Source organism: Chloroflexota bacterium (assembly GCA_020850535.1).
Classification (GTDB): Bacteria; Chloroflexota; UBA6077; order UBA6077; family JACCZL01; genus JADZEM01.
Window position 1 is genome coordinate 34,264 of record JADZEM010000194.1, and the last position, 19,176, is coordinate 53,439.

Sequence of the window (19,176 nt, forward strand, 5' to 3'; positions counted from 1 at the left end):
CTGGCGCTCAACGCTCGGAGACGCCGATGAAACGATTCGCACGCACCCCGCAGGTCGTCGTCGGACTGCTCGTCGCAGTCGCCGTCGCCCTGTCGTTCAACGGTTCTGCACTCGCACAACAGGTTCCTACCGTCAGCGCCACCCACGTCCAGCGCGTGTCCGCGGACCCGTTCGATCCGTCCTGGTCCACGGCGCCGCTGTCGGTCGTGCCGCTGACGTCCCAGATGGTCGCGCTGCCACGGCTGGCCACGCCCTCCGTGTCCACGGTCTACGTCCGCGCGCTCAACGACGGCGAGCGGATCGGCTTCCGGCTCGACTGGGACGATCCAACCCGTGACGCGCACGCGCTCCAGCCCACCGAGTTCCGCGATGCCGCCGCCGTCATGCTGGCCGCGCCGCAGGGCACGCCCAACATCTGCATGGGCTCGCCCGGGCAGGTGACCAACCTCTGGCACTGGAAGGCCGACTGGCAGGAGGATCTCGACAAGGGCTACCAGGAGGTCGTCGACGCCTATCCGAACTTCTTCAAAGACTACTACCCGTTCGTCACGGGCACGCCCCCGTACCGCATGCCCGTCGATTTCGCATCCCCGGATGCGAAGCGCTACATCATCGGGCAGGCGGCCGGGAACCCCATGAGCCAGCCGGCCCGCACGACGCCCGTCGAAGAGATGCTCTCGGCCGGCTTCGGCACGACCACCCACCGCGCTCAGCAGACGGTCGAAGGCAAGGGCGTCTGGACGAACGGCCACTGGCAGGTGACCTTCGTGCGGCCACTCGCCACGACGGGCGCTGAGGCGGCCAGCCTCGCCAACGAGAAGCAGGCCCCCGTCGCGTTCGCCGTCTGGAACGGCTCCAACGCCGAGGTCGGCGCGCGCAAGCAGCTCTCCGGCATGGCGACGGTCCGCATCCTGCCCCCGGAGGTTCCCGCGCCACCGCCGGCCGCGCCCCAGCCGATCACCAGCGGCGCTGCCGCGTGGGAATGGTGGCACGTCGCCGTCGGGCTGTCCATCGTCGGCCTGCTGGTGGCCATGGGCGTGCTCGGCGAGTCGCATGGCCGCCGCTGGGCCCGCCGATCGGAGCGGCGAGATGACGATCAATGACACGTTGATGGCACGCGCGACCCTCTGGAGCTGGGTCGCGCGCGCCTTCGCCTACCCGCTCCCGGCGCTCGAACAGGCGCTCAGCGATCCAGCCGGGCGCACCCGGCTGGCCCTCCTGGCCGAGTCCGCCGACGAGACCGGCGCCCTCGGGCCGTTGTTGGAGGCCGTCTGGCAGGCCGTCGACCTGCCAGACGCCAGCAACGTCAGCCTGACCGAGGAGCACACCTTCCTCTTCGGGCGGCACGTGCGGGTGCCCCCCTACGAGAGCAGCTACGTGCTGCAGCGTGGCGCGGACCGCTCGACGCACCTCTCGGAGATCGGCGGGCTGTACGCGGCGTTTGGCCTCAGCATCGCCGAGGACGCGCCCGAGATGCCCGACCACCTGGGCGCGGAGTGCGAGCTGCTGGCCGTCCTGCTGATGAAGGAGGCGTATGCCCGGGAGGAGGGCTGGTCAGGGCGGGCCAAACTGACCCGTCATGCTCGCCGCAAGCTGATCGCCGAGCATCTGCAGCTCTGGCTGCCGACCTTCGTCGAGCGGCTCGACAAGCACCACCGTCGCACGTTCTACCCGGCGGTTGGCGCACTCCTGCTGCGGCTGCTGGAACTGGAGGAGGCACAGCTCAACACCGCACGCCCGGCCCCGATCGAGGCGGCCGAGCCGGTGTCCGACGAGGGTGTGCAGCAGTCACCGGTCGATGCGCCGTGGCCCTCGATGGCCGAGTGCGCCGGGAGTGCTTCGAGATGAGCGCGCTGCGCCGGCAACTGGTACTGGCCGTCCTCGTGGCCCTGCTCACCGAGGTCGTGCTGCTGCGGCTGGCGCTACGGCTCGGGCCGGTCCTGCCCACCGGCGTCGATCTGCTCCCGCTGTTCGCCATCGTGGAGCGCGTCGGCGTCATCGCGCTCAACGTGAGCGTGCTGGCGGCGGCAGCGTTGCTCGCACTGGCCGCGGGCGAGGCGTTGCGGGCGACCCAGAGCACTCGCTGGCTGCTCGGGCTGGCCCTGGCCGGCGTGGTCGCGGCCAACCTTGGTCTGTCAGTGCTGCTGGCCGTGCTCTCGACGGATGACCTGGCATCCCTGCACGCGCTGCTGACCGGCCTTGGCGTGGCCGCGATCCTCGGCGCGTACGTGTGGCGCACGCAGCTGGGTGGTCCGCTCGTACTGGCCGGCGCGGCGCAGGTGTTGGCGGTGATCCCGGCGGCAAGCGCGGCGAGGCTGTCTGCGTACGGCCTGCCCCCGAGCGCTCTGACTGAGCTGCTCGCCGTGCTGGCCGCGCTCGCGCTGCCCTGGGCCGGCCGCATCCGGCCCACCCGCACCGAGGCCGCGCTCGGGCTGGCAGCCGGCGGCCTGCTGACCCTGGGCACGTCGATCCAGCCGTGGGGCATGGCGACGGTCGCCATCTGGACGCTCGGGTTCAGCCTCTACCTGCCACCACTCCTGTACGGTGCGGCGCTGGCAAGCGTTGTGGTGACGCTGCTGGCCGGGCGGCGGCTGGGCTGGGACGCCGACATCCTGGTCGGCCTGACGATGCTCGGGCTGGCCGGCCTGAAGCTGGATGTCTCGTCGGCGGCGCTGGTGTCGGTGGCCGGGCTGCTGCTGGTGGCGCAGACGCCGCTGCGCGCAGCCCAGCCGGTGGCCGAGCCCGAGCCAACGCCAGCCCTGATCGTGGCGGGAAGCGGCGGCCACGCCTGACCGGAAACCTGCTCACCCCCCTCCCACACGCGGGATTCGGGGTGGGCAGTTTCAACAGCGTGACCAACGGCAGATGCACAGGAGCGCCTGCGAGTTCCCCTGTCGTCCTGAGCACCTCTGTCGCCCTGAGCACCTCTGTCATCCTGAGTACCTCTGTCGTCCTGAGCTTGCGAAGGACCTCACCCGCTGACGCGGTAGTTGACGGTCAGCGGGTGCGGTCCTTCGCAAGCTCAGGACGACAGTGGCGCTTGCGTCCTTTGCACGAGGAGCACGCCTGACACTTGCACGAGGAGCACGCCTGACACTGCGGGAAGCGATCCGGCCCTGGGGCCGCGTGCGACCAGCAGGCCATCGTGCTCAGAAGTCCGCCAGGAACGCCTCCATCGCCTCGTAGTCCACCGTCTCGTCGAACGGGATGCCCTGCCGCTCGTAGAGCCGGCGGCGCTTCTTCGCATCGTCGATCAGGATGCCCTTGGCGATGGTGATCACGTCCTGCACCACCTCGGCCGGCACCACCACCGCGCCGTCGCCGTCCACTCCGACGATGTCGCCCGGCCGCACCAACACGCCGCCGACGGCTGCCGGCTCGTTGAGGCCCGTGAAGGTGACCCGGCCAGGGATGATCGGGCGGCCACGGGCACGGCAGGCAATCGGCGTCTTCTGAAGGATCAGTTCGTCGGTGTCGCGGGCGTAACCGTCCGTCAGCACGCCGACCGCCCCCCTGTCGATCATCGCCAGGGTGTTGTTCGAGCCCCAGATCCCCGTCTCGGGGCAGCCAGCCGTCGCCGTCACCACCACGCAGCCCGGCTTGACGGCGTCGCCCACCAGCATGCCGCCATGCTCGGCAAACCAGATCTGGTGCGAGCGGATCGCTTCCTCGGGCGTCAGCACGGGCATCCGCTTGTTGGCCGGGATCGCCCGGACCGTCACGGCGGGCCCCCAGAATCGGATGCCCTGCCAGAGCGGCTTGACGCGCTCATCCATCAGGGTCAGGTCGGCGCGGCCCACGGCGTCCAGCCCGTCCACCACGTCGGTCGTGCGGAAGTGCTTGAAGTACTGTGCCAGTTGGTAGGTGTCTGTCACCGGTCACGCTCCTCCCTGGAGGCGCGGCACGTGGGATCATCCAAGCAGCGCCGCGCAGCACGTCAAGTGTGGCAGGCCGGGCGACCCGCCGCATACCGCGCCGGCCCGCACAGGCCGGGGCATCCGGCCTGTACGCATCCAGCCTATACTCGGGGACTGGCAGGTGCGCAAGGGCATTGTCGCCTCGGGCGCGACATGGGAGGATGAGCAGCGTGGCAAAGCGATTCGGGATTGACGGTATCCAGTTCGAGGTCGTGGAGAACTGGCCGGCCGAGCCAGTCAAGGGCGTCGCGGCAACGGTGGCAGTTGACTCGAAGGGCCGCGCCTACGTCGGCGTCCGCAACATCCCGCCGGGCGGCGGCGTCGCCAACATCCTGCCCGGCGTGGGCCACATCCTCGTGCTCAACCCCGATGGCACGGTCGCCGACAACTGGGGAGACACCTTCTCCTCGCCGCACGCCGTCTGGATCAACGCCGCCGACGAGGTCTTCGTGGCGGACACGGGCCTGCACACCATCACCAAGCACGCCCCGAGCGGCGAGCTGTTGATGACGCTCGGGACGAAGGGCGAGCCGGGCGCGCCCGGAAAGCCGTTCAACATGCCGACCGGCATCGTCCAGGCGCCCAACGGCGACCTCGTGGTGTCTGACGGCTACGGCCAGAACTGGATGCACCGCTTCACCGAGGCTGGCGACCACATCCTCTCCTGGGGCGGCGGCGATCCGGTCTTCATCCAGAAGTTCCGGGGCGAGCCGGTCACCGGCCGCACCGCCACCGAGCCGGGCAAGTTCAACCTGCCGCACGACGTGATGGTCACGCCCGACTCGAAGGTCTACGTGATGGACCGCGAGAACCTGCGCTGGCAGGTCTTCACCCTGGACGGCGCGTTCCTCTCCGAGGTCACCGGCGTCAACCGCCCGTGCGACGTGGCCGTAGACGCCGACGGCATCTTCCACATCGTCGGCGGCGGGGTGGTCGAGATCTGGACGGCGGACGGCAAGAAGCTGGGAGCGTGGGGCGAGAAGGGCGCCGAGCGGGGCCAGTTCGCCTACGGGCCGCACGGCTGCTGGATCGACGGGGAGGGCAGCTTCTACGTGGGCGAGGTCGGCGGGAACAACGGCCTGACGAAGTTCCGGCGGGTCTAGCCGTCGTCGGGGGGCGCCGCCCCCCGACTCCCACGCTGCGACGCTCCTGTAACCGCCCGACAACCCGGCGCCGGGTATACTCTTCGGTGAGTGGCAGTGTGGCCGGACGTCATGACGGCCGTGTCCCAGCGTTCTGTTGGGCCACCCTCCGGCGGCCGGACCGTTCTCCTCGGGAGCCGTCTTGCGAATCGCGGTCGTCGTCTTCCCAGGCACGAATTGCGACCAGGAAACCCTCTACGTGCTGGGAGCAGTGCTCGGGCAGGATGCCGAGCCGGTCTGGCACGCCGACACCGACCTCGCCCGCTTCGACGCCATCGTGCTGCCGGGCGGCTTCTCCTACGGGGACCATCTCCGGGCCGGGGCCATCGCTCGCTTCTCGCCGGTCATGCGCTCCGTGGCCGAGCAGGCGAAGCGTGACCGCATCGTCGTCGGCATCTGCAACGGCTTCCAGGTCCTGTGCGAGGCCGGCCTGCTGCCGGGCGCGCTGCTGCCGAACGCCGGCGGAGCGTTCGCCAGCCAGTGGGTCCACTGCCGCGTCGAGAGCGAGCAGTCCGCGCTCACGGCTGGCGTGCCAGCAGGCACGGTCCTGCGCCTGCCCATCGCGCACGGCGAGGGCCGCTACGTCGCGCCGCCCGAGACGCTGGCCGAGCTTGAGTCGAGCGGCCGCGTCATCTTCCGCTACGCCGATGCGGTCGGGGCCGTCACCGACGCCTCGAACCCGAACGGCTCCCTCGGCAACATCGCCGGGATCGCCAGCGCCGGCGGCAACGTGGTCGGGCTGATGCCGCACCCGGAGCGCGCCGCCGAGTCGGAGCTGCCCTCACAGGATGGGTTGCCGCTACTGCGGGCGCTGATCTCATACGGGAGCCGCGCCGCCGCGCACCTGACGGGGAGCGCTGCTCACGGCAGCACCGTCCAGGTTGGGGCGGCCCGGACGGGGGCGGCCAGCCGATGAGCGAGCTCGTGCGTCAGTTGGTCCCTTCTCCCACCTCCGACCTGACCGACGCCGAGTACACCAGCATTCTGGAACGTCTGGGCCGCACGCCCAACCACGTCGAGGTGGGCATCCTCTCGGCGATGTGGTCTGAGCACTGCGGCTACAAGAACTCCCGTCCGCTGCTGCGCCGCCTGCCCACGACCGGGCCGCGCGTGGTGCAGGGGCCGGGCGAGAATGCTGGTGCGGTGGACATCGGCGACGGCCTGCTGGCCGTCCTCAAGATGGAGTCGCACAACCACCCGAGCGCCGTCGAGCCGTTTCAGGGCGCGGCGACGGGCGTCGGCGGCATCCTGCGCGACATCTTCACGATGGGCGCGCGGCCGATTGCCCTGCTCGATTCGCTGCGCTTCGGCCCGCCCGACGAGGGGCGCAACCGCTACCTCTTCAACGGCGTGGTAGCGGGCATCGGGCACTACGGCAACTGCATCGGCGTGCCGACCATCGGCGGCGAGATCTACTTCGACCCGAGCTTCTCCGAGAACCCGCTGGTCAACGCCATGTGCGTGGGGATCGTGGAGCGGGAGCGGCTGACGCTGGCGAAGGCCGGCGACCCCGGCGACGTGGTCCTGATCGTCGGCGCGCCGACCGGCCGCGACGGCATCCACGGCGCGACCTTCGCCTCGGCCGAGCTGGCCGACGACCGCGAGGCCAGCCGCCCGAACGTCCAGGTCGGCAACCCGTTCCTCGAAAAGCTGCTGCTGGAGGCGTGCCTCGCGCTGCTCCCGAAGGGTGTGGTGCGGGCGATGCAGGATCTCGGGGCGGCCGGCCTGACCTCCTCCAGCGTCGAGGTGGCGGCCCGTGGCAAGCGCGGCATGCGGCTGGACGTCGGCAAGATCAGCCGTCGCGAGTCGGGCATCACGCCGTACGAGATGATGCTCTCCGAGAGCCAGGAGCGGATGCTGCTGGTGGTGCCGCCAGCGGCCGTCGCGGAGGTCGAGGCCCATTTCGCAACGTGGGAGCTGCACTCCGACCTGGCCGGCGAGATCACCGACGACGGCGACTTCGTGGTGCTGGAGCACGGCGTCGAAGTCGCCCGGCTGCCGATCCCGCTGCTGACGGACGACGTCCCGACCTACACCCGCCAGGGCTTGCCGCGCCCTGAGCCGGAGATGCCCCCGCCGCCCGCGATGCCCGCCGACCTGAACGCCGTGCTGCTCGGGCTGCTGGCCTCCCCGAACATCCGCAGCCGGCGGCCGGTCTTCCAGACCTACGATCACACCGTCCGCGCGGATACGGTGGTCGAGCCGGGCCTGGGCGCGGGCGTGGTGCGGATTCGCGGCACCAACAAGGCGCTGGCGTTCACCACCGACTGCAACCCGCGCTACGTCTACGCCAACCCGAAGCGCGGCGCGGCCATCGCCATTGCCGAGGCGGCCCGCAACCTGGTCTGCCGGGGCGCAGAGCCGATTGCCGTCACCGACTGCCTGAACTTCGGCAACCCCGAGAAGCCGGAGGTCTACTGGGAGCTGTCGGAGGCCATCGACGGGCTGGGCGAGGCCTGCCGCGCCCTGGATGTCCCGATCATCTCCGGCAACGTCAGCCTCTACAACGAGAGCAACGGCGTCGCCGTCAAGCCCTCCCCGATCGTCGGGATGGTCGGCCTGATCGAGGATCGCTCGAAGATCGTCCCGAGCGCCTTCCAGCAGGCCGGCGACTACGTGTACCTGCTCGGAACCACGGCCCCAGAGATCGGCTGTTCCGAGTATCTCGCGCAGCAGCTTGGCCGCGCCGACGACCTCGGCCCGGCCCCAGGCCTCGATCTGGAGATCGAGCGGCTGGTGCAGCAGATCGTCCTGGAAGCTGCCCGCGCCGGCTTCCTGCGCTCAGCCCAGGATTGCAGCGAGGGTGGCCTGGGCATCGCCCTGGCCGAATCGTGCATCGGCGGCGGCCTCGGCTTCCGGGGCGACGCCGCATCCCTGACCGCACTCACGCGGGTCGGCGACGATAGCTCCGTTCGGTCGCGCCTCGACGGCGTCCTGTTCGGCGAGGGGCAGTCGCGCTTCGTGCTCTCGTGCTCGCCCGAGGCCCGCTTCCAGCTTGCCGAGCTGGTGGGCCGCATCCTCGACCCCCTGCTCTCCGATGCTGGTCAGTCGCTCCGTCTCGCGCGGGCGGTTGGCTTCCAGTACCTTGGCGTCGTCGGCGGTGACACGCTCGAATGGTCAGACGCGCTCTCCATCCCCGTGGAGGACCTTGCCCGTGCCTGGAACACCCCCTTCTAACAGGGCCGCGTGGGCTGATTCGTCGTTGGACACCCTGGACCGGCCGACCGGCATGCGGGAGGCGTGCGGCGTCATCGGGATCTACGCGCCTCAGGAGGACGTTGCGCGGCTGGCCTACTTCGGCCTCTACGCGCTCCAACACCGGGGCCAGGAGAGCGCCGGCATCGCCACGGCGGACGGCGACCGACTCCACGTCCATACCCGCATGGGCCTCGTGGCCCAGGTGTTCGACGAGCCAGACCTCGCCCGTCTGACCGGCTTTGCCGCCATCGGCCACACTCGCTACTCCACCACCGGGTCGAGCCGCGTCGAGAACGCTCAGCCGCTCGTCGTGGACAGCGACCTCGGGCAACTGGCCGTCGCGCACAACGGCAACCTGACCAACACGCCCACCCTCGGGCGGATGCTCGACCAGCTCGGCATCGTCCCGACCTCCACCACCGACTCGGAGATGCTGGCCCACCTCTGCGCCAACGCCGAGGGTGCCACCTGGATCGAGCGCATCCGCGCCACCCTCCCGTTGCTCGGCGGCGCCTTCTGCCTGACGCTGCTGACCCGCGCCGCCCTCTACGTCGTGCGCGATCCACTCGGCATTCGGCCGCTCTGCGTCGGGCGCCTCGACGGCGGCGGCTGGGTCGTGGCATCTGAGAGCTGCGCGCTCGACACCATCAGCGCGCGCTTCATCCGCGAGGTCGAGCCGGGCGAACTGCTCCGGATCGACGCCGACGGCATCCACACCGAGAAGTTCGTCACCGCGCCCGAGGCCACGGCCCACAGTCAGCGCGTCGGCGCGCCGATCTCCCTGCCGATGGTCGGCTTCCCACGCCGGGCGGCCTGCTCCTTCGAGCACATCTACTTCGCGCGGCCTGACAGCGTCATCGACGGCAAGCTGGTCTACGCCGCCCGCGAGCGCATGGGCCAGATCCTCGCCCGCGAGCAGCCCGTCGAGGCCGACATCGTGATCGCAGTGCCGGATGCGTCGGTCCCGGCTGCCATCGGCTACGCCACCGAGGCTGGCATCCCGCTCAAGGAAGGGTTCGTCAAGAATCGCTACATCGGGCGGACCTTCATCCAGCCGGCCCAGGGCCAGCGCAAAGGCTCGGTGGCTCTCAAGCTCAATCCCCTGCCCGAGGTGCTGCGCGGCAAGCGTGTCGTGGTCGTGGACGACAGCATCGTACGCGGGACCACCACGCCGCGCGTCGTCTCGCAGCTGCGGCGGGCTGGCGCGAAGGAGGTTCACATGCGGATCTCCTCGCCGCCGATGATGTGGCCCTGCTACCTGGGGGTGGACACCGCCGCCATCGAGGATCTGATCGCCGCCAACATGACGGTGCCGCAGATCCGCGAGCACATCGGCGCGGACAGCCTCGGCTACCTCAGCCTGCCGGGCCTGATCGAGGCCATCGACCTGCCGGAAGCCATGCTCTGCAACGCCTGCTTCCACGGTCGCTACCCGCTGCCCATCGAGACCGATGCGGGCAAGTTTGTGCTGGAGCGCCACTGATGCCCTCGACCACCGACCCTGCCGGCTCGGGCAGCTACCCGCCCGCCGCCTCGGCCTACGCCCGGGCCGGGGTGGACATCGTCGCCGGCGAGCGGGCGGTGGACCTGATCAAGCCGTCCGTCCGAGCCAGCTGGGCCGGGCTGGCGGCAGCGTTCGGCGGCCCGGACAGCAACGGCCCCCGCGTGCTGGGCGACCTCGGCGCGTTCAGCGGGATGGTGGCCCTCGGGAGCCGGTTCGAGGAGCCGGTCCTCGTCAGCAGCACGGACGGCGTCGGCACCAAGCTGAAGATCGCCATCGAGCTTGACCGTCACAACACCATCGGGCGGGATCTCGTGGCGCACTGCGTGGACGACATCCTGACCTGTGGCGCGGTGCCCCTGTTCTTCCTGGACTACGTCGGGATGGGCAAACTGGTCCCCGAGCGGCTGGCGGCCATTGTGGACGGCATGGCCGCCGAGTGTCAGGCCAACGGCTGCGCGCTCGTCGGCGGCGAGACGGCCGAGATGCCGGACCTCTACGCCCCCGACGAGTACGACCTGGCCGGCTTCATCGTCGGGGTCGTCGAGCGGGACGGCATCATCGACGGCTCGAAGATCGAGGAGGGCAACCTCGTCTGGGGGCTGGAGTCCACGGGCCTGCACACCAACGGCTACACCCTGGCCCGCAAAGTGCTGGCCGACTTCCCGCTGACGGACCCGTACCCCGGCCTCGACGGGACCATCGGCGATGTGCTCCTCGCCACGCATCGCTCGTACCTGCCCACCATGCGCCCCTTGCTGACGGCCGGCATCGTGCGGGGCATGGCCCACATCACTGGCGGCGGCTTCGAGGGGAACATCCCGCGCATGCTGCCGAAGGGGCTCGGCGTCGAACTGCGCTGGGGCGGCTGGCGCGTCCCGCCGATCTTCGACCTGATCCAGCGCCAGGGCGGCATCGCCTTCGAGGAGATGACCCGCGTCTTCAACATGGGGCTGGGCTGGGTCTTCGTGACCTCCGAGGCGGACGGCGCAGACGTGCAGCAGATCGCCCCAGACGCGCTGCTGGTCGGCCGGATCGTGCGCGCCGACGGCGAGGGCGGCCCGCGCGTGCGCCTGCTCGGCGCACCTTGACGGAACGCCGGGAGGCCCTCACCACCAGGTGTGGGCGGACGCCCCTCTCCCGCACTCCGGGGATGCCGCTCACCTCCCGTCGTGAGAGGACACATGCCTGACCTCTGCCGCGTCGCCGTCCTGATCTCCGGCCGCGGCTCCAACCTCCTGGCCCTCATCGAGGCCATCGAGCGCGGCGACGTGCCCGCTGAGATCGTCCTGGTGGCCGCCAACCGCCCCGACGCCGGCGGCCTGGAGTACGCCCGCGGCCGCGCCATCCCCACGCTCGTGGCCGACCGCGCCCGCTTCCCGAAACGCGCAGCCCGCCAGGAGCGCATCCGGGCAGCGCTGCTGGCGTCGGACATCGACCTCGTGGTGTGCGCGGGCTTCGACGAGATCCTCCAGCCGTCCATCGTAGGCGACTTCTCCGGGCGCATGCTCAACGTGCATCCGTCGCTGCTGCCGGCCTTCGGGCAGACGCTCCACGCCCAGGCCGAGGCGCTGGCCTACGGCGCCAAGGTCAGCGGCTGCACTGTCCACCTCGTCACCGACGACCTCGACGCCGGCCCGATCATCCTGCAACGGGCCGTCCCGATCCTCGAAGACGACACCGTGGAGAGTTTGTCGGCGCGCATCCTCGCGGAGGAGCACCAGGCCCTGCCGGAGGCGGTCCGCCTGTTCGCCGAGGGCCGCCTGACGCTCGACGGCCGCTGCGTACGCATCCTGGCCTGAATTCGCAGATGCGCGGTCCCCGCCCGGTACACTCTGGGCCATGCGATCTCCAATTGTGCGGGCGGCTGTCGTCGTCGGGATCCTGCTGCTGTTCGTGGCCGGCGCGCTGTTCTTTATGGCCGGGCGGGCTGGCACGCCGCCGGTCGCACCGGTCGCACCAGTGGCAGCGACGGCCACCGAGCGCCCAGCCAGCCCGTCAGCGGCAGCCAGTCCGTCAGCAGCGGCACAGGCCAAACCAACCGCTGCAGCCGCTGCTCAGCCGAACGCCACATCGGTTGCCAAACCGACCGCTGCTTCGGCCACGAAGCCGACCGCCGCGTCGGCGGCGCAGCCGACCGCTGCTGCCCCCGCGAAGCCGGCCGATCCGGCCGGTATCGACCGTGAGCGCATCGTCCGCGAGGCGACCTGGACGCCCGGCCAGTTGGCCTCGCACTTCGAGAAGCATGGCGACGAAGGCCCCTGGGCCTCCGAGTCCGCCTACGACGCCTCGGCCCGTGAGACGGTCCGCGGCGGGACGCTCTTCACCTACGTGGATCGTGAGTCCAACGCCCAGCGGCTTGGCTTCTACGACAAGTCCGGCAACCGCTTCACCAGCCTGACGCAGGACGGTCGCCGCATCACCACCCACTTCCGCCCGGACCGTGGCGAAGCGTACGTGCGCGGCCTGACCCGCTCGACGTACCGCCCATGACCGGCCGTCAGGAGCGTGGCCGCGCCCGCTCACCCGAGCGGCAGGCTATCCACCGTCTGCTGGCCGAGCACGGCATCCGCCGGTACGCGCTGTTCCTGATGCAGCAGGAAGGCCGCCTGCTGCCGAACGGCCTGGAGACAGTCTCCGGCTTCGTCCTCGAGGGCACGGCGGCCGTCCACAGCTTCTGGCTCTCCTGGGACGCGGCGCGCGATGCTCCAACGCTCGCCCCGTTCGCGCCCATCTCCGAGCCAGAGACCGTCTTCGCCGACGACCGCGAGTACCTCGCGGCACGGCGGACCCTCGGGCTGTAGAGCCTGCGCGCCTCCTGGCCCCGGAGCGCACAGCCGCGTTCCGGGGCCAGGTCACGAGATCGCACCAGCGGCGTCAACCGCCCATCACACCGCACCGACATCTGCTCTCCAGCGCCGCTGCTCCCCGTACCATCGGCCCACTTGCCGCAGCGGGCTGCCCGCTCACTGCGCCGTATCCCTTACGCCCTGGGAGAGTTGACCGTGATCCTGAGCGACCGCACGATGCGAGAGGAGATTGCTCGCGGACGCATCCGCGTCGAGCCGCTCGCCGAGGACGCGATCCAGCCGTCGAGCATCGACCTGCGGATGGACAACAAGATCCGCGTCTTTCACAACAGCCACATCTCGCACATCGACCTGCGGAACGACACCGCCGATCTCACCGAGGTCGTCGAGCTGAAGCCGGGCCAGCCGTTCTTCCTGCGCCCGCTGGAGTTCGCGCTCGGCGTCACGATGGAGCACATCACGATCCCCGAAGACCTCGTCGGCCGGCTCGACGGCAAGAGCTCGCTGGGGCGGGTCGGCCTGCTGATCCACGCGACGGCCGGCCTGGTCGATCCCGGCTGGGAAGGCCGGCTGACCCTGGAGCTGATGAACCTGGCGCCGTTCCCGATCACCCTGTTTGCCGGGATGAAGATCGGCCAGATCTCGTTCATCCAGATGACCAGCCCCGTGGACAACCCGTACGGCGGCGGCGGTCTCGCCAGCAAGTACCAGGGCGACACCGAGCCGACGCCGAGCCGCTACCACCTGGAGCTGCGGAATCTGCCGCCCGAGACCTGCGCGGCCGGCCCCGACCCCGTCGCCAACGGCCGCCTGCACTGACATGCCGCCCGCGACGCGCTCGCGCCCTCGGACCTTGCCGCTGCACGATCCGCTCTGGCGCGAGCACTCGCCGTGGCCCGCACAAACTGACCATAACAATGTCCCTACGGCCTGTCAGAACGGCGTGTTGTGGGGTCTACACTTCGGTATCCTAGCGGTGCCCTCAGCGACTGGCGACCTCTCGCCCGCCGCGAGGTTCGAACGAGGGGGACGTGCTGCAGCAGCTCGGAGGATTCTGGCGCTGGCTCCAGGCGCAGCCACCAGCTCTACGGGTCGCGATGCTGGCGACGCCGGTGATCGTCGCGGCGCTGGTGGTGCTTGGCGGATTGATGGTCTGGTCCGTGGCTCGGTCTGCTGGCGCGCAGCCGACCCCGCCGACGCCAGCCCCCGCTGCTGCCGCGCAGCCGAACCCGACGCCGACGCCGCGGCCTGGCTCGCAGAGCGTGGTGGTCATCGCCACGGCAACCAGTGCGCCGGCCGCTGCCACCCTGGCCCCGACACAGGCCGTGCTGGTGCCCGGCCGCGACGCCAGCCCCGGCGCAGCCGTCTCCCCAACGCCGGCTGCCAGCCCCACAGCCACCAGCACCCCGACTCCGGAGCCGGCCCGCAGCGCTCGCATCGTGAACACCGAGGGGCAGGGCGCGAACATGCGCCGTGCCGCCAGTGTCTCGGCCCAGCGCGTGAAGGTGGTCCCCGAGGGGACCGTCGTGGAGCTGGTCGGCGGCGAGCAGCGTGGCGACGGCTACACCTGGCGCAACGTCCGCGACGTGGACGGCAGCACCGGCTTCGTGATCGTCGAGTATCTCCAGCCGATCCAGTCCACCCCGGGGCAGCCTGCTCTGCTGCCGCCGCCGTCGATCCGCGTCGAGGAGATCACCTCGCCAGCAGCGCGCGGCGGCGAGGCGACGCTCAAGATCGTCACGCGGCCGGGCACCAGGTGCGAGCTGCGCGTGTTCATCTTCGGGCCGCAGACCGCGCCGACGGATGGCCTGGGCTTCACAACCGCCGACGCCGACGGCTTCTGTTCCTGGACCTGGAAGGTGCCCGAGGATGCGATCCCGGGGACCTGGCGCTACCGGATCAGCGCCGGCGAGGGCGATGGCCGCGCGACCCGCGAAGTGCCGATCGTCATCTCATGAGAAAGGGACGTCCGCGCTTCGGACGCCCCCTCTTGCACAGCCAGAACCGGTTGCTGCCGCTACGGCGTGACGACGATCACGCCCTTCATGTGCGGGTACGGCACGCAAAAGTAGCGGAAGGTGCCGGGCGTATCGAACACATGGCTGAACGAGCCGCCGGGCGCGACCGTCTCAGAGTCGAAGAGGCCATCAGGCGAGGTGATCGTCACGGGCGTCGATCCACTGTTGACCCAGGTCACCGAGGAGCCAACCGAGATCGACTGGGACGACGGCTCGTAGCGCAACGTCATCGTGTCGCCCGGCTGGACGATCGAGATCTGGGCGTCGGCGGCGAGCGCGTCGCCTGGAAGTCCGACGATCACCGCCACGGCGAACAGGAGCGTCAACCACCTGCGCCAGGACGTGTGAACCAGCCGCAACACGAGCATCAGCGAAACGTCTCCGATCGCGTCAAAGCGTGCCGCGTCGGGCGGCATGCTCCTGGTGACGATGAATGTACGCGCAAGGACCGTCGTTCGGTTGTCCATCTCCGCGCGCATTAGGGGAAACGGACGTCTCGGACCTCGGTTGCGGCTTACGGTGGCCGCCTCGGGGGTTCTGCTGCCCATCGGTCAGGGCGATTCGGGCCGCCCGGCCTGCCGTTCTGCACAGTTCAACGCACCGAGGGTACGGAGGGTGTCATGCAACAAGACCCGGCACAGCCGGTCAGCGCGCCAGCCATCGGGCTGCTGGTGGCAGGGGGGCTCAGCCTCGCCGGGACCGTCGTCTGGCTGATCGTGCTGCTCTCGGCCAGCACGCTGATCTTCGTCTCGGAGGACAGCAAAGACGCGCTGTTCGGCGTCGGCCTCTGGGTCGTGCTGGCGCTGCTGCGCGTCGTGCTCGACGGCGTGACGATCTACGGCGGGCTGCAGATGCGGAGCCTCCGCAACTGGAACTGGAGCATGGCCGGCGCGGTGGCCGCCTGCATCCCCTGCACGTTCTGCTGCGTGGTGTCGCTGCCGCTCGGAGTGTGGGCGCTGGTGGTGCTGCTGAAGGACGAGACAAAGGCCCTGTTCGCCGACCAACGCTAGATACCCTGTCAATCGTGAGCTGTCGGGTCGCCTCGCTGACGGCGTTTCCTCCGTCATCCCGAGCGCAGCGAGGAACGAGCGCAGTCGAGGGATCTTCCCCGGCGAACCATGTACGGGCTTTCCGGAAACCCTCCCAGCCGGCTCAGAAGCCTGTTGTGCCGGCCCCGCCGCCCACGAACGTGTTCCACGCGCCACAGTCGTCGGTCACCACGATGGGCACCGTCACCGGGCCGGGCGCTTGCCGCCGCACGTAGAACGCCTGGGCCGTCGCCGGCGAGGCGAACGTCCGCGTGAACGTCCCCGTCTGCGAGGTCAGCCCGTCCACGTCGATGAGCGCGTTCTGGGTCGGTCCGAAGCGGATCGAGCGGACCTTGCCGCCGCCCGCCGTGACCGTCACGTTCATCCGACCACCCGAGACGCTCGTGGCGACGCGCACCTGCGGTCGCGGCGAGCAGTTGACCGGCTCCTCAAACAGGCTCAGCGTCGGGAACGTGCCCTCCAGCAGCGTGGCCGAGGGCACGTTGAGCCACTTCTCCAGCACCGCCGCGTACACCGAGCGGAAGTCCACGGACATCTTCAGGTCGCCGCTGGTCAGGTCGGTCAGGCTCGGGTAGGTCCCGTGCAGGCCGCCCTGCACCCCGCCGCCGATCACGAACATCGGCGCGGCGACGCCGTGATCCGTCCCGGAGCTGCCATTCTGGGCCACCCGCCGCCCGAACTCGCTGAACGTCATCAGGGTGACGTCGTCCAGCTTGCCGATCTGCTCCATGTCGTAGAGGAAGCCATCCACCGCCTGGTCGAGCGTCGCCATCAGGCTGGCATGCGCCGCGAGCTGGCCGGAATGGGTGTCGAAGCCGCCCAGCGAGACGTAGAAGATCGAGGTGCCCACGTCCGCCGCCACCAGCTGCGAGATCAGCTTCATGCTGTTCCCGAAGCCGTTGGCCGGGTAGGTGCCCCGTGGAGTGTAGCTGGCTGCCGCCGCCGCCAGGATGTCGGCGTCGGTGAGCGCCGTCAGGATCGACTGGCGCAACAGCTCGCCCTGCTGGGTCCCCTCGGACTGGGCCAGCGCCGTCCGCAGCGTCGCGATCTCCGAGCTGCGCTGCGTCGTGTTGCCGTTGTTCACGCTGGTGTAGCGAAAGTTGCTGATGCTCGCCACGGCCGGCACCAGCGCCATCTCGGTCCAGAAGGCGCCGGCCGTCTGGCTGCTCCCGACCGTCATCGCTTCCAGGTGGTCGGCCCGCTGGCAGCCGCAGGTCTCCAGGTAGCGGCCCACCCACCCCTTCGCCTCCAGGCGCGTCGGAACCGCCGACTCCCAGATGTCCGTGCCCCGGAAGTGCGAACGGTTCGGGTTCGGGTAGCTGACGCCCTGCACCACGCCCACCTGCCCGAGGTCGTAGCGGGACTTGAGGCGGGTCAGGCTGGGGTGTAGCCCCACCGACCCGTTCAGCGAGAGGATCTGCGCGTTCGGAATGGCGATGCCCGGGCGGGCGGCGGTATAGGCCGCGTTGTTGATCGGGATGACGGTGTTCAGGCCGTCGTTGCCACCCGCCAGTTGGATGATGACCAGGATGCGGCGGCCGGCCGCGTGGACCGTTGGCGTCAACTGGATGCCGCTCTCGAAGATGCGGGCGGTCTCGGCGATGAACGACGGCACCGCCATGCCGGCGGCGACCAGCGTCGCGCCCTTCGCCAGCAGGCTGCGCCGCGAGATCGTGTTGGAGAGGATGGCCACGGCTCGGTGCTCCAGACTGGCGCTGACGGGTGCGCGCCGCCAGCCGCCAACGTGCGGACGGGGTCAGTTGAGCTGGTGTGACGGCAGCGCCAGAATCAGGTTGAACAGGCCGCGAATCTTCTCGTCGCTGGTCCCCATGCTGTTGGCGTAGGCGATCAAGGCGTCACGGGTGGCCGTGTTCACGCTCGAGTCGACGAGCATCGCGAGGATCAGGTCGACTTTGCCGGCCGCCGTTGTCTGGCCGGTCAGGTGCGATGCGACAGCCGGCCCGCCGGCCTCGGTCGCCGCCACCTTCCCCATGCTGTTCACGATGGATGCGCCCATGTTGCACCGCGAGAGGACGGTGCTGGCGTTGATCCATGACGAGCCGCTCGGCCAGCCCGAGACGTCCGGCGGGTGGAACAGCCGCATGCCCTGCTCGGTGAGGCGGCTCAGCACGCCGCCGTTCGGGATGCGCTCGGCGCTCAGGATGTGGAGCGTCTCGACGGCCAGCTCGACCGGCGACTTGATGAGCGCCCGGTAGGCGGCGTTCGAGGAGAACTCCGGCGACTTGAGGATCATCTCCACCAGCCAGATGATGCTGTGGCCGCTGGCGGCGAAGCCAGGAGCCAACCGCGTGACCACCGCATCGTCGGGGGTGACCGGGTAGGCGAACCAGCTGAACAGCTTGGCCGTCAGGTAGTGGGCGCAGACCTTCCGGCCGTTCTTCGTGTACGCCACCAGGATCGAGTGGACCTGATCGCCCGACTCGCAGGTCGTCCCGAGCACCGTCTTCGTGGAGCCATCATGCTGGTTGGCGTTGAGGATCCAGTTGCCGTTGGTGTCCAGGGTGTAGCCAGTAAAGGCCTTCGTCGCCTGACGGATGTCGGACTCGGTGTAGTTTGGGTCGTTCGGGTTGCCGATCCCCAGCGCGAACAGCTCCATGACCTCGCGGGCGTAGTTCTCGTTCGGGCTGTTCTTGCGGTTCAGCGTTAGATCCAGCCAGATCATCATGGCCGGATCGCGCGAGACGGCGTTCAAGAACGGCTCGAACTGCCCCATCCCCATCGTGCGGAAGAGGAGGTTCTGCGCCTGCATCTTCGGCACGTCGATGCCGTCCTTGTCGAACGAGGTGGCGAAATGGTCGTGCCAGAACAGCACCACCTTTTCGAGCAGGGGACGGCTCGTGCGGACCATCCGGTCCAGCCACCAGCGAATCAGGGTGTCCTTGTTCGCCGGATCGACCGTGACCTGATCGGGCACCTCGGCCACGGCGTTGTAGTTCAGCAGGGCGTCCACCGTCATCGCGAACGCCGTGTCCTCGTCGGGGTGCCGTGCCATCGCATCGCTGACCTGATTCAGCGTGCCGCCGAAGCCAGCTCGCCGGAACAGGTGGTTGAAGCGGCGTCGCCCTGTCAGCTCGGCCATCGGTCCCACCTCCGCCACGCCGCGGCTCCGAGCAGCTCCGCGTGCCAGCACTTCGCGTTGTAAACCCGTTCGCTCCCAGGGAAGCCCAGGCGCCTATCCATATCGAGTGTGTCCCGCATCCCAGATCGGTCAGGTGGTGACAGGCAGGCTCACCAGATCCCGCCGCCGTGTGCTCCGAGGTAACGAGATCACGGGCGATTCAGAGACGGCCCGGTGGGCCAGATTGGGGGCGTCCGACCAGGAATAGCGCGATCGTACTACTGGCCCAGACAGGTGGACGTTAAGCGTGCGTAAAGGTGGCGAAAACGACGTAAAGGAATCGCCGAGAAATAAGTGTCGCATTGTGATGGCAGTGTGACGGGCGGCAGGGGCGGCGCGAGCTAGACTATCGGGCGATGGAGCCATTGGAGGCAATCAAGCGGCGCTTCGAGCTGCTGGCGC

General features: G+C 69.7%; 18 protein-coding genes. 14 read left to right on the top strand and 4 right to left on the bottom strand.

From position 1 onward, the window contains the following. Positions 1-26: 26 nt before the first annotated feature. Genes IT306_27995 through IT306_28005 form a run of 3 tightly spaced genes read left to right on the top strand, consistent with a single transcriptional unit; the run spans position 27 to position 2,792 of the window. Positions 27-1,103 carry a nitrate reductase gene (locus IT306_27995; protein ID MCC7372289.1) on the top strand — a complete coding sequence of 359 codons (1,077 nt, stop codon included), beginning with the start codon at positions 27-29 and terminating at the stop codon, positions 1,101-1,103. Then, a complete protein-coding gene (locus IT306_28000) occupies positions 1,090-1,848 on the top strand; it encodes a molecular chaperone TorD family protein (protein ID MCC7372290.1) in 759 nt (252 codons plus the stop codon). The genes IT306_27995 and IT306_28000 overlap by 14 nt, the downstream gene beginning before the upstream one ends. Then, positions 1,845-2,792, top strand: coding sequence for a hypothetical protein (locus IT306_28005; protein MCC7372291.1), 948 nt, complete (start codon positions 1,845-1,847; stop codon positions 2,790-2,792). The genes IT306_28000 and IT306_28005 overlap by 4 nt, the downstream gene beginning before the upstream one ends. 357 nt (positions 2,793-3,149) lie before the next feature. On the opposite strand, the gene IT306_28010 is transcribed toward IT306_28005, so the two are convergent. Continuing rightward, positions 3,150-3,875: an RraA family protein gene (locus IT306_28010; GenBank protein MCC7372292.1), complete on the bottom strand. Its 726-nt coding sequence runs from the start codon at positions 3,873-3,875 to the stop codon at positions 3,150-3,152. A gap of 212 nt (positions 3,876-4,087) precedes the next feature. On the opposite strand from IT306_28010, the gene IT306_28015 reads away from it, so the two are divergent. The 10 genes from IT306_28015 (at position 4,088) to IT306_28060 (ending at position 14,526) form a co-directional block, all read left to right on the top strand. After that, complete coding sequence (locus IT306_28015) at positions 4,088-5,020, top strand: hypothetical protein (protein MCC7372293.1); 933 nt, start codon at positions 4,088-4,090, stop codon at positions 5,018-5,020. A gap of 181 nt (positions 5,021-5,201) precedes the next feature. Next, positions 5,202-5,975, top strand: a complete 774-nt coding sequence (gene purQ, locus IT306_28020) for a phosphoribosylformylglycinamidine synthase I (protein ID MCC7372294.1) — start codon at positions 5,202-5,204, stop codon at positions 5,973-5,975. Further along, entirely contained in the window at positions 5,972-8,236 is a 2,265-nt protein-coding gene (gene purL / locus IT306_28025; protein ID MCC7372295.1) for a phosphoribosylformylglycinamidine synthase subunit PurL, read from the top strand. The genes purQ and purL overlap by 4 nt, the downstream gene beginning before the upstream one ends. Before the next feature lie 52 nt (positions 8,237-8,288). Then, complete coding sequence (purF, locus tag IT306_28030) at positions 8,289-9,740, top strand: amidophosphoribosyltransferase (GenBank protein ID MCC7372296.1); 1,452 nt, start codon at positions 8,289-8,291, stop codon at positions 9,738-9,740. Then, on the top strand, positions 9,740-10,849 hold the full coding sequence (locus tag IT306_28035; GenBank protein MCC7372297.1) for a phosphoribosylformylglycinamidine cyclo-ligase: 1,110 nt from the start codon (positions 9,740-9,742) through the stop codon (positions 10,847-10,849). Before purF ends, IT306_28035 begins: the two co-directional genes overlap by 1 nt. Before the next feature lie 93 nt (positions 10,850-10,942). After that, positions 10,943-11,560 carry a phosphoribosylglycinamide formyltransferase gene (locus tag IT306_28040; GenBank protein ID MCC7372298.1) on the top strand — a complete coding sequence of 206 codons (618 nt, stop codon included), beginning with the start codon at positions 10,943-10,945 and terminating at the stop codon, positions 11,558-11,560. A 40-nt stretch (positions 11,561-11,600) separates the two neighbouring features. Further along, positions 11,601-12,251: a hypothetical protein gene (locus tag IT306_28045; GenBank protein ID MCC7372299.1), complete on the top strand. Its 651-nt coding sequence runs from the start codon at positions 11,601-11,603 to the stop codon at positions 12,249-12,251. Then, positions 12,248-12,562 carry a hypothetical protein gene (locus tag IT306_28050; GenBank protein MCC7372300.1) on the top strand — a complete coding sequence of 105 codons (315 nt, stop codon included), beginning with the start codon at positions 12,248-12,250 and terminating at the stop codon, positions 12,560-12,562. The genes IT306_28045 and IT306_28050 overlap by 4 nt, the downstream gene beginning before the upstream one ends. A 201-nt stretch (positions 12,563-12,763) precedes the next feature. Beyond that, positions 12,764-13,387 (top strand): dCTP deaminase, encoded by a 624-nt coding sequence (locus IT306_28055; protein ID MCC7372301.1) that lies wholly within the window; start codon positions 12,764-12,766, stop codon positions 13,385-13,387. A 212-nt stretch (positions 13,388-13,599) separates the two neighbouring features. Beyond that, a complete protein-coding gene (locus IT306_28060) occupies positions 13,600-14,526 on the top strand; it encodes an SH3 domain-containing protein (protein ID MCC7372302.1) in 927 nt (308 codons plus the stop codon). A gap of 59 nt (positions 14,527-14,585) precedes the next feature. Here the strand turns inward: IT306_28060 and IT306_28065 are convergent, their stop codons facing one another. Continuing rightward, entirely contained in the window at positions 14,586-14,954 is a 369-nt protein-coding gene (locus tag IT306_28065; protein ID MCC7372303.1) for a cupredoxin domain-containing protein, read from the bottom strand. A 252-nt stretch (positions 14,955-15,206) separates the two neighbouring features. Here IT306_28065 and IT306_28070 point away from each other — a divergent pair, with 252 nt between their 5' ends. Continuing rightward, positions 15,207-15,596: a hypothetical protein gene (locus IT306_28070; GenBank protein MCC7372304.1), complete on the top strand. Its 390-nt coding sequence runs from the start codon at positions 15,207-15,209 to the stop codon at positions 15,594-15,596. A gap of 142 nt (positions 15,597-15,738) precedes the next feature. Here the strand turns inward: IT306_28070 and IT306_28075 are convergent, their stop codons facing one another. Continuing rightward, positions 15,739-17,328, bottom strand: a complete 1,590-nt coding sequence (locus IT306_28075) for a DUF1501 domain-containing protein (protein ID MCC7372305.1) — start codon at positions 17,326-17,328, stop codon at positions 15,739-15,741. A gap of 63 nt (positions 17,329-17,391) precedes the next feature. Then, on the bottom strand, positions 17,392-18,735 hold the full coding sequence (locus IT306_28080; protein ID MCC7372306.1) for a DUF1800 domain-containing protein: 1,344 nt from the start codon (positions 18,733-18,735) through the stop codon (positions 17,392-17,394). Positions 18,736-19,176 lie beyond the last annotated feature (441 nt).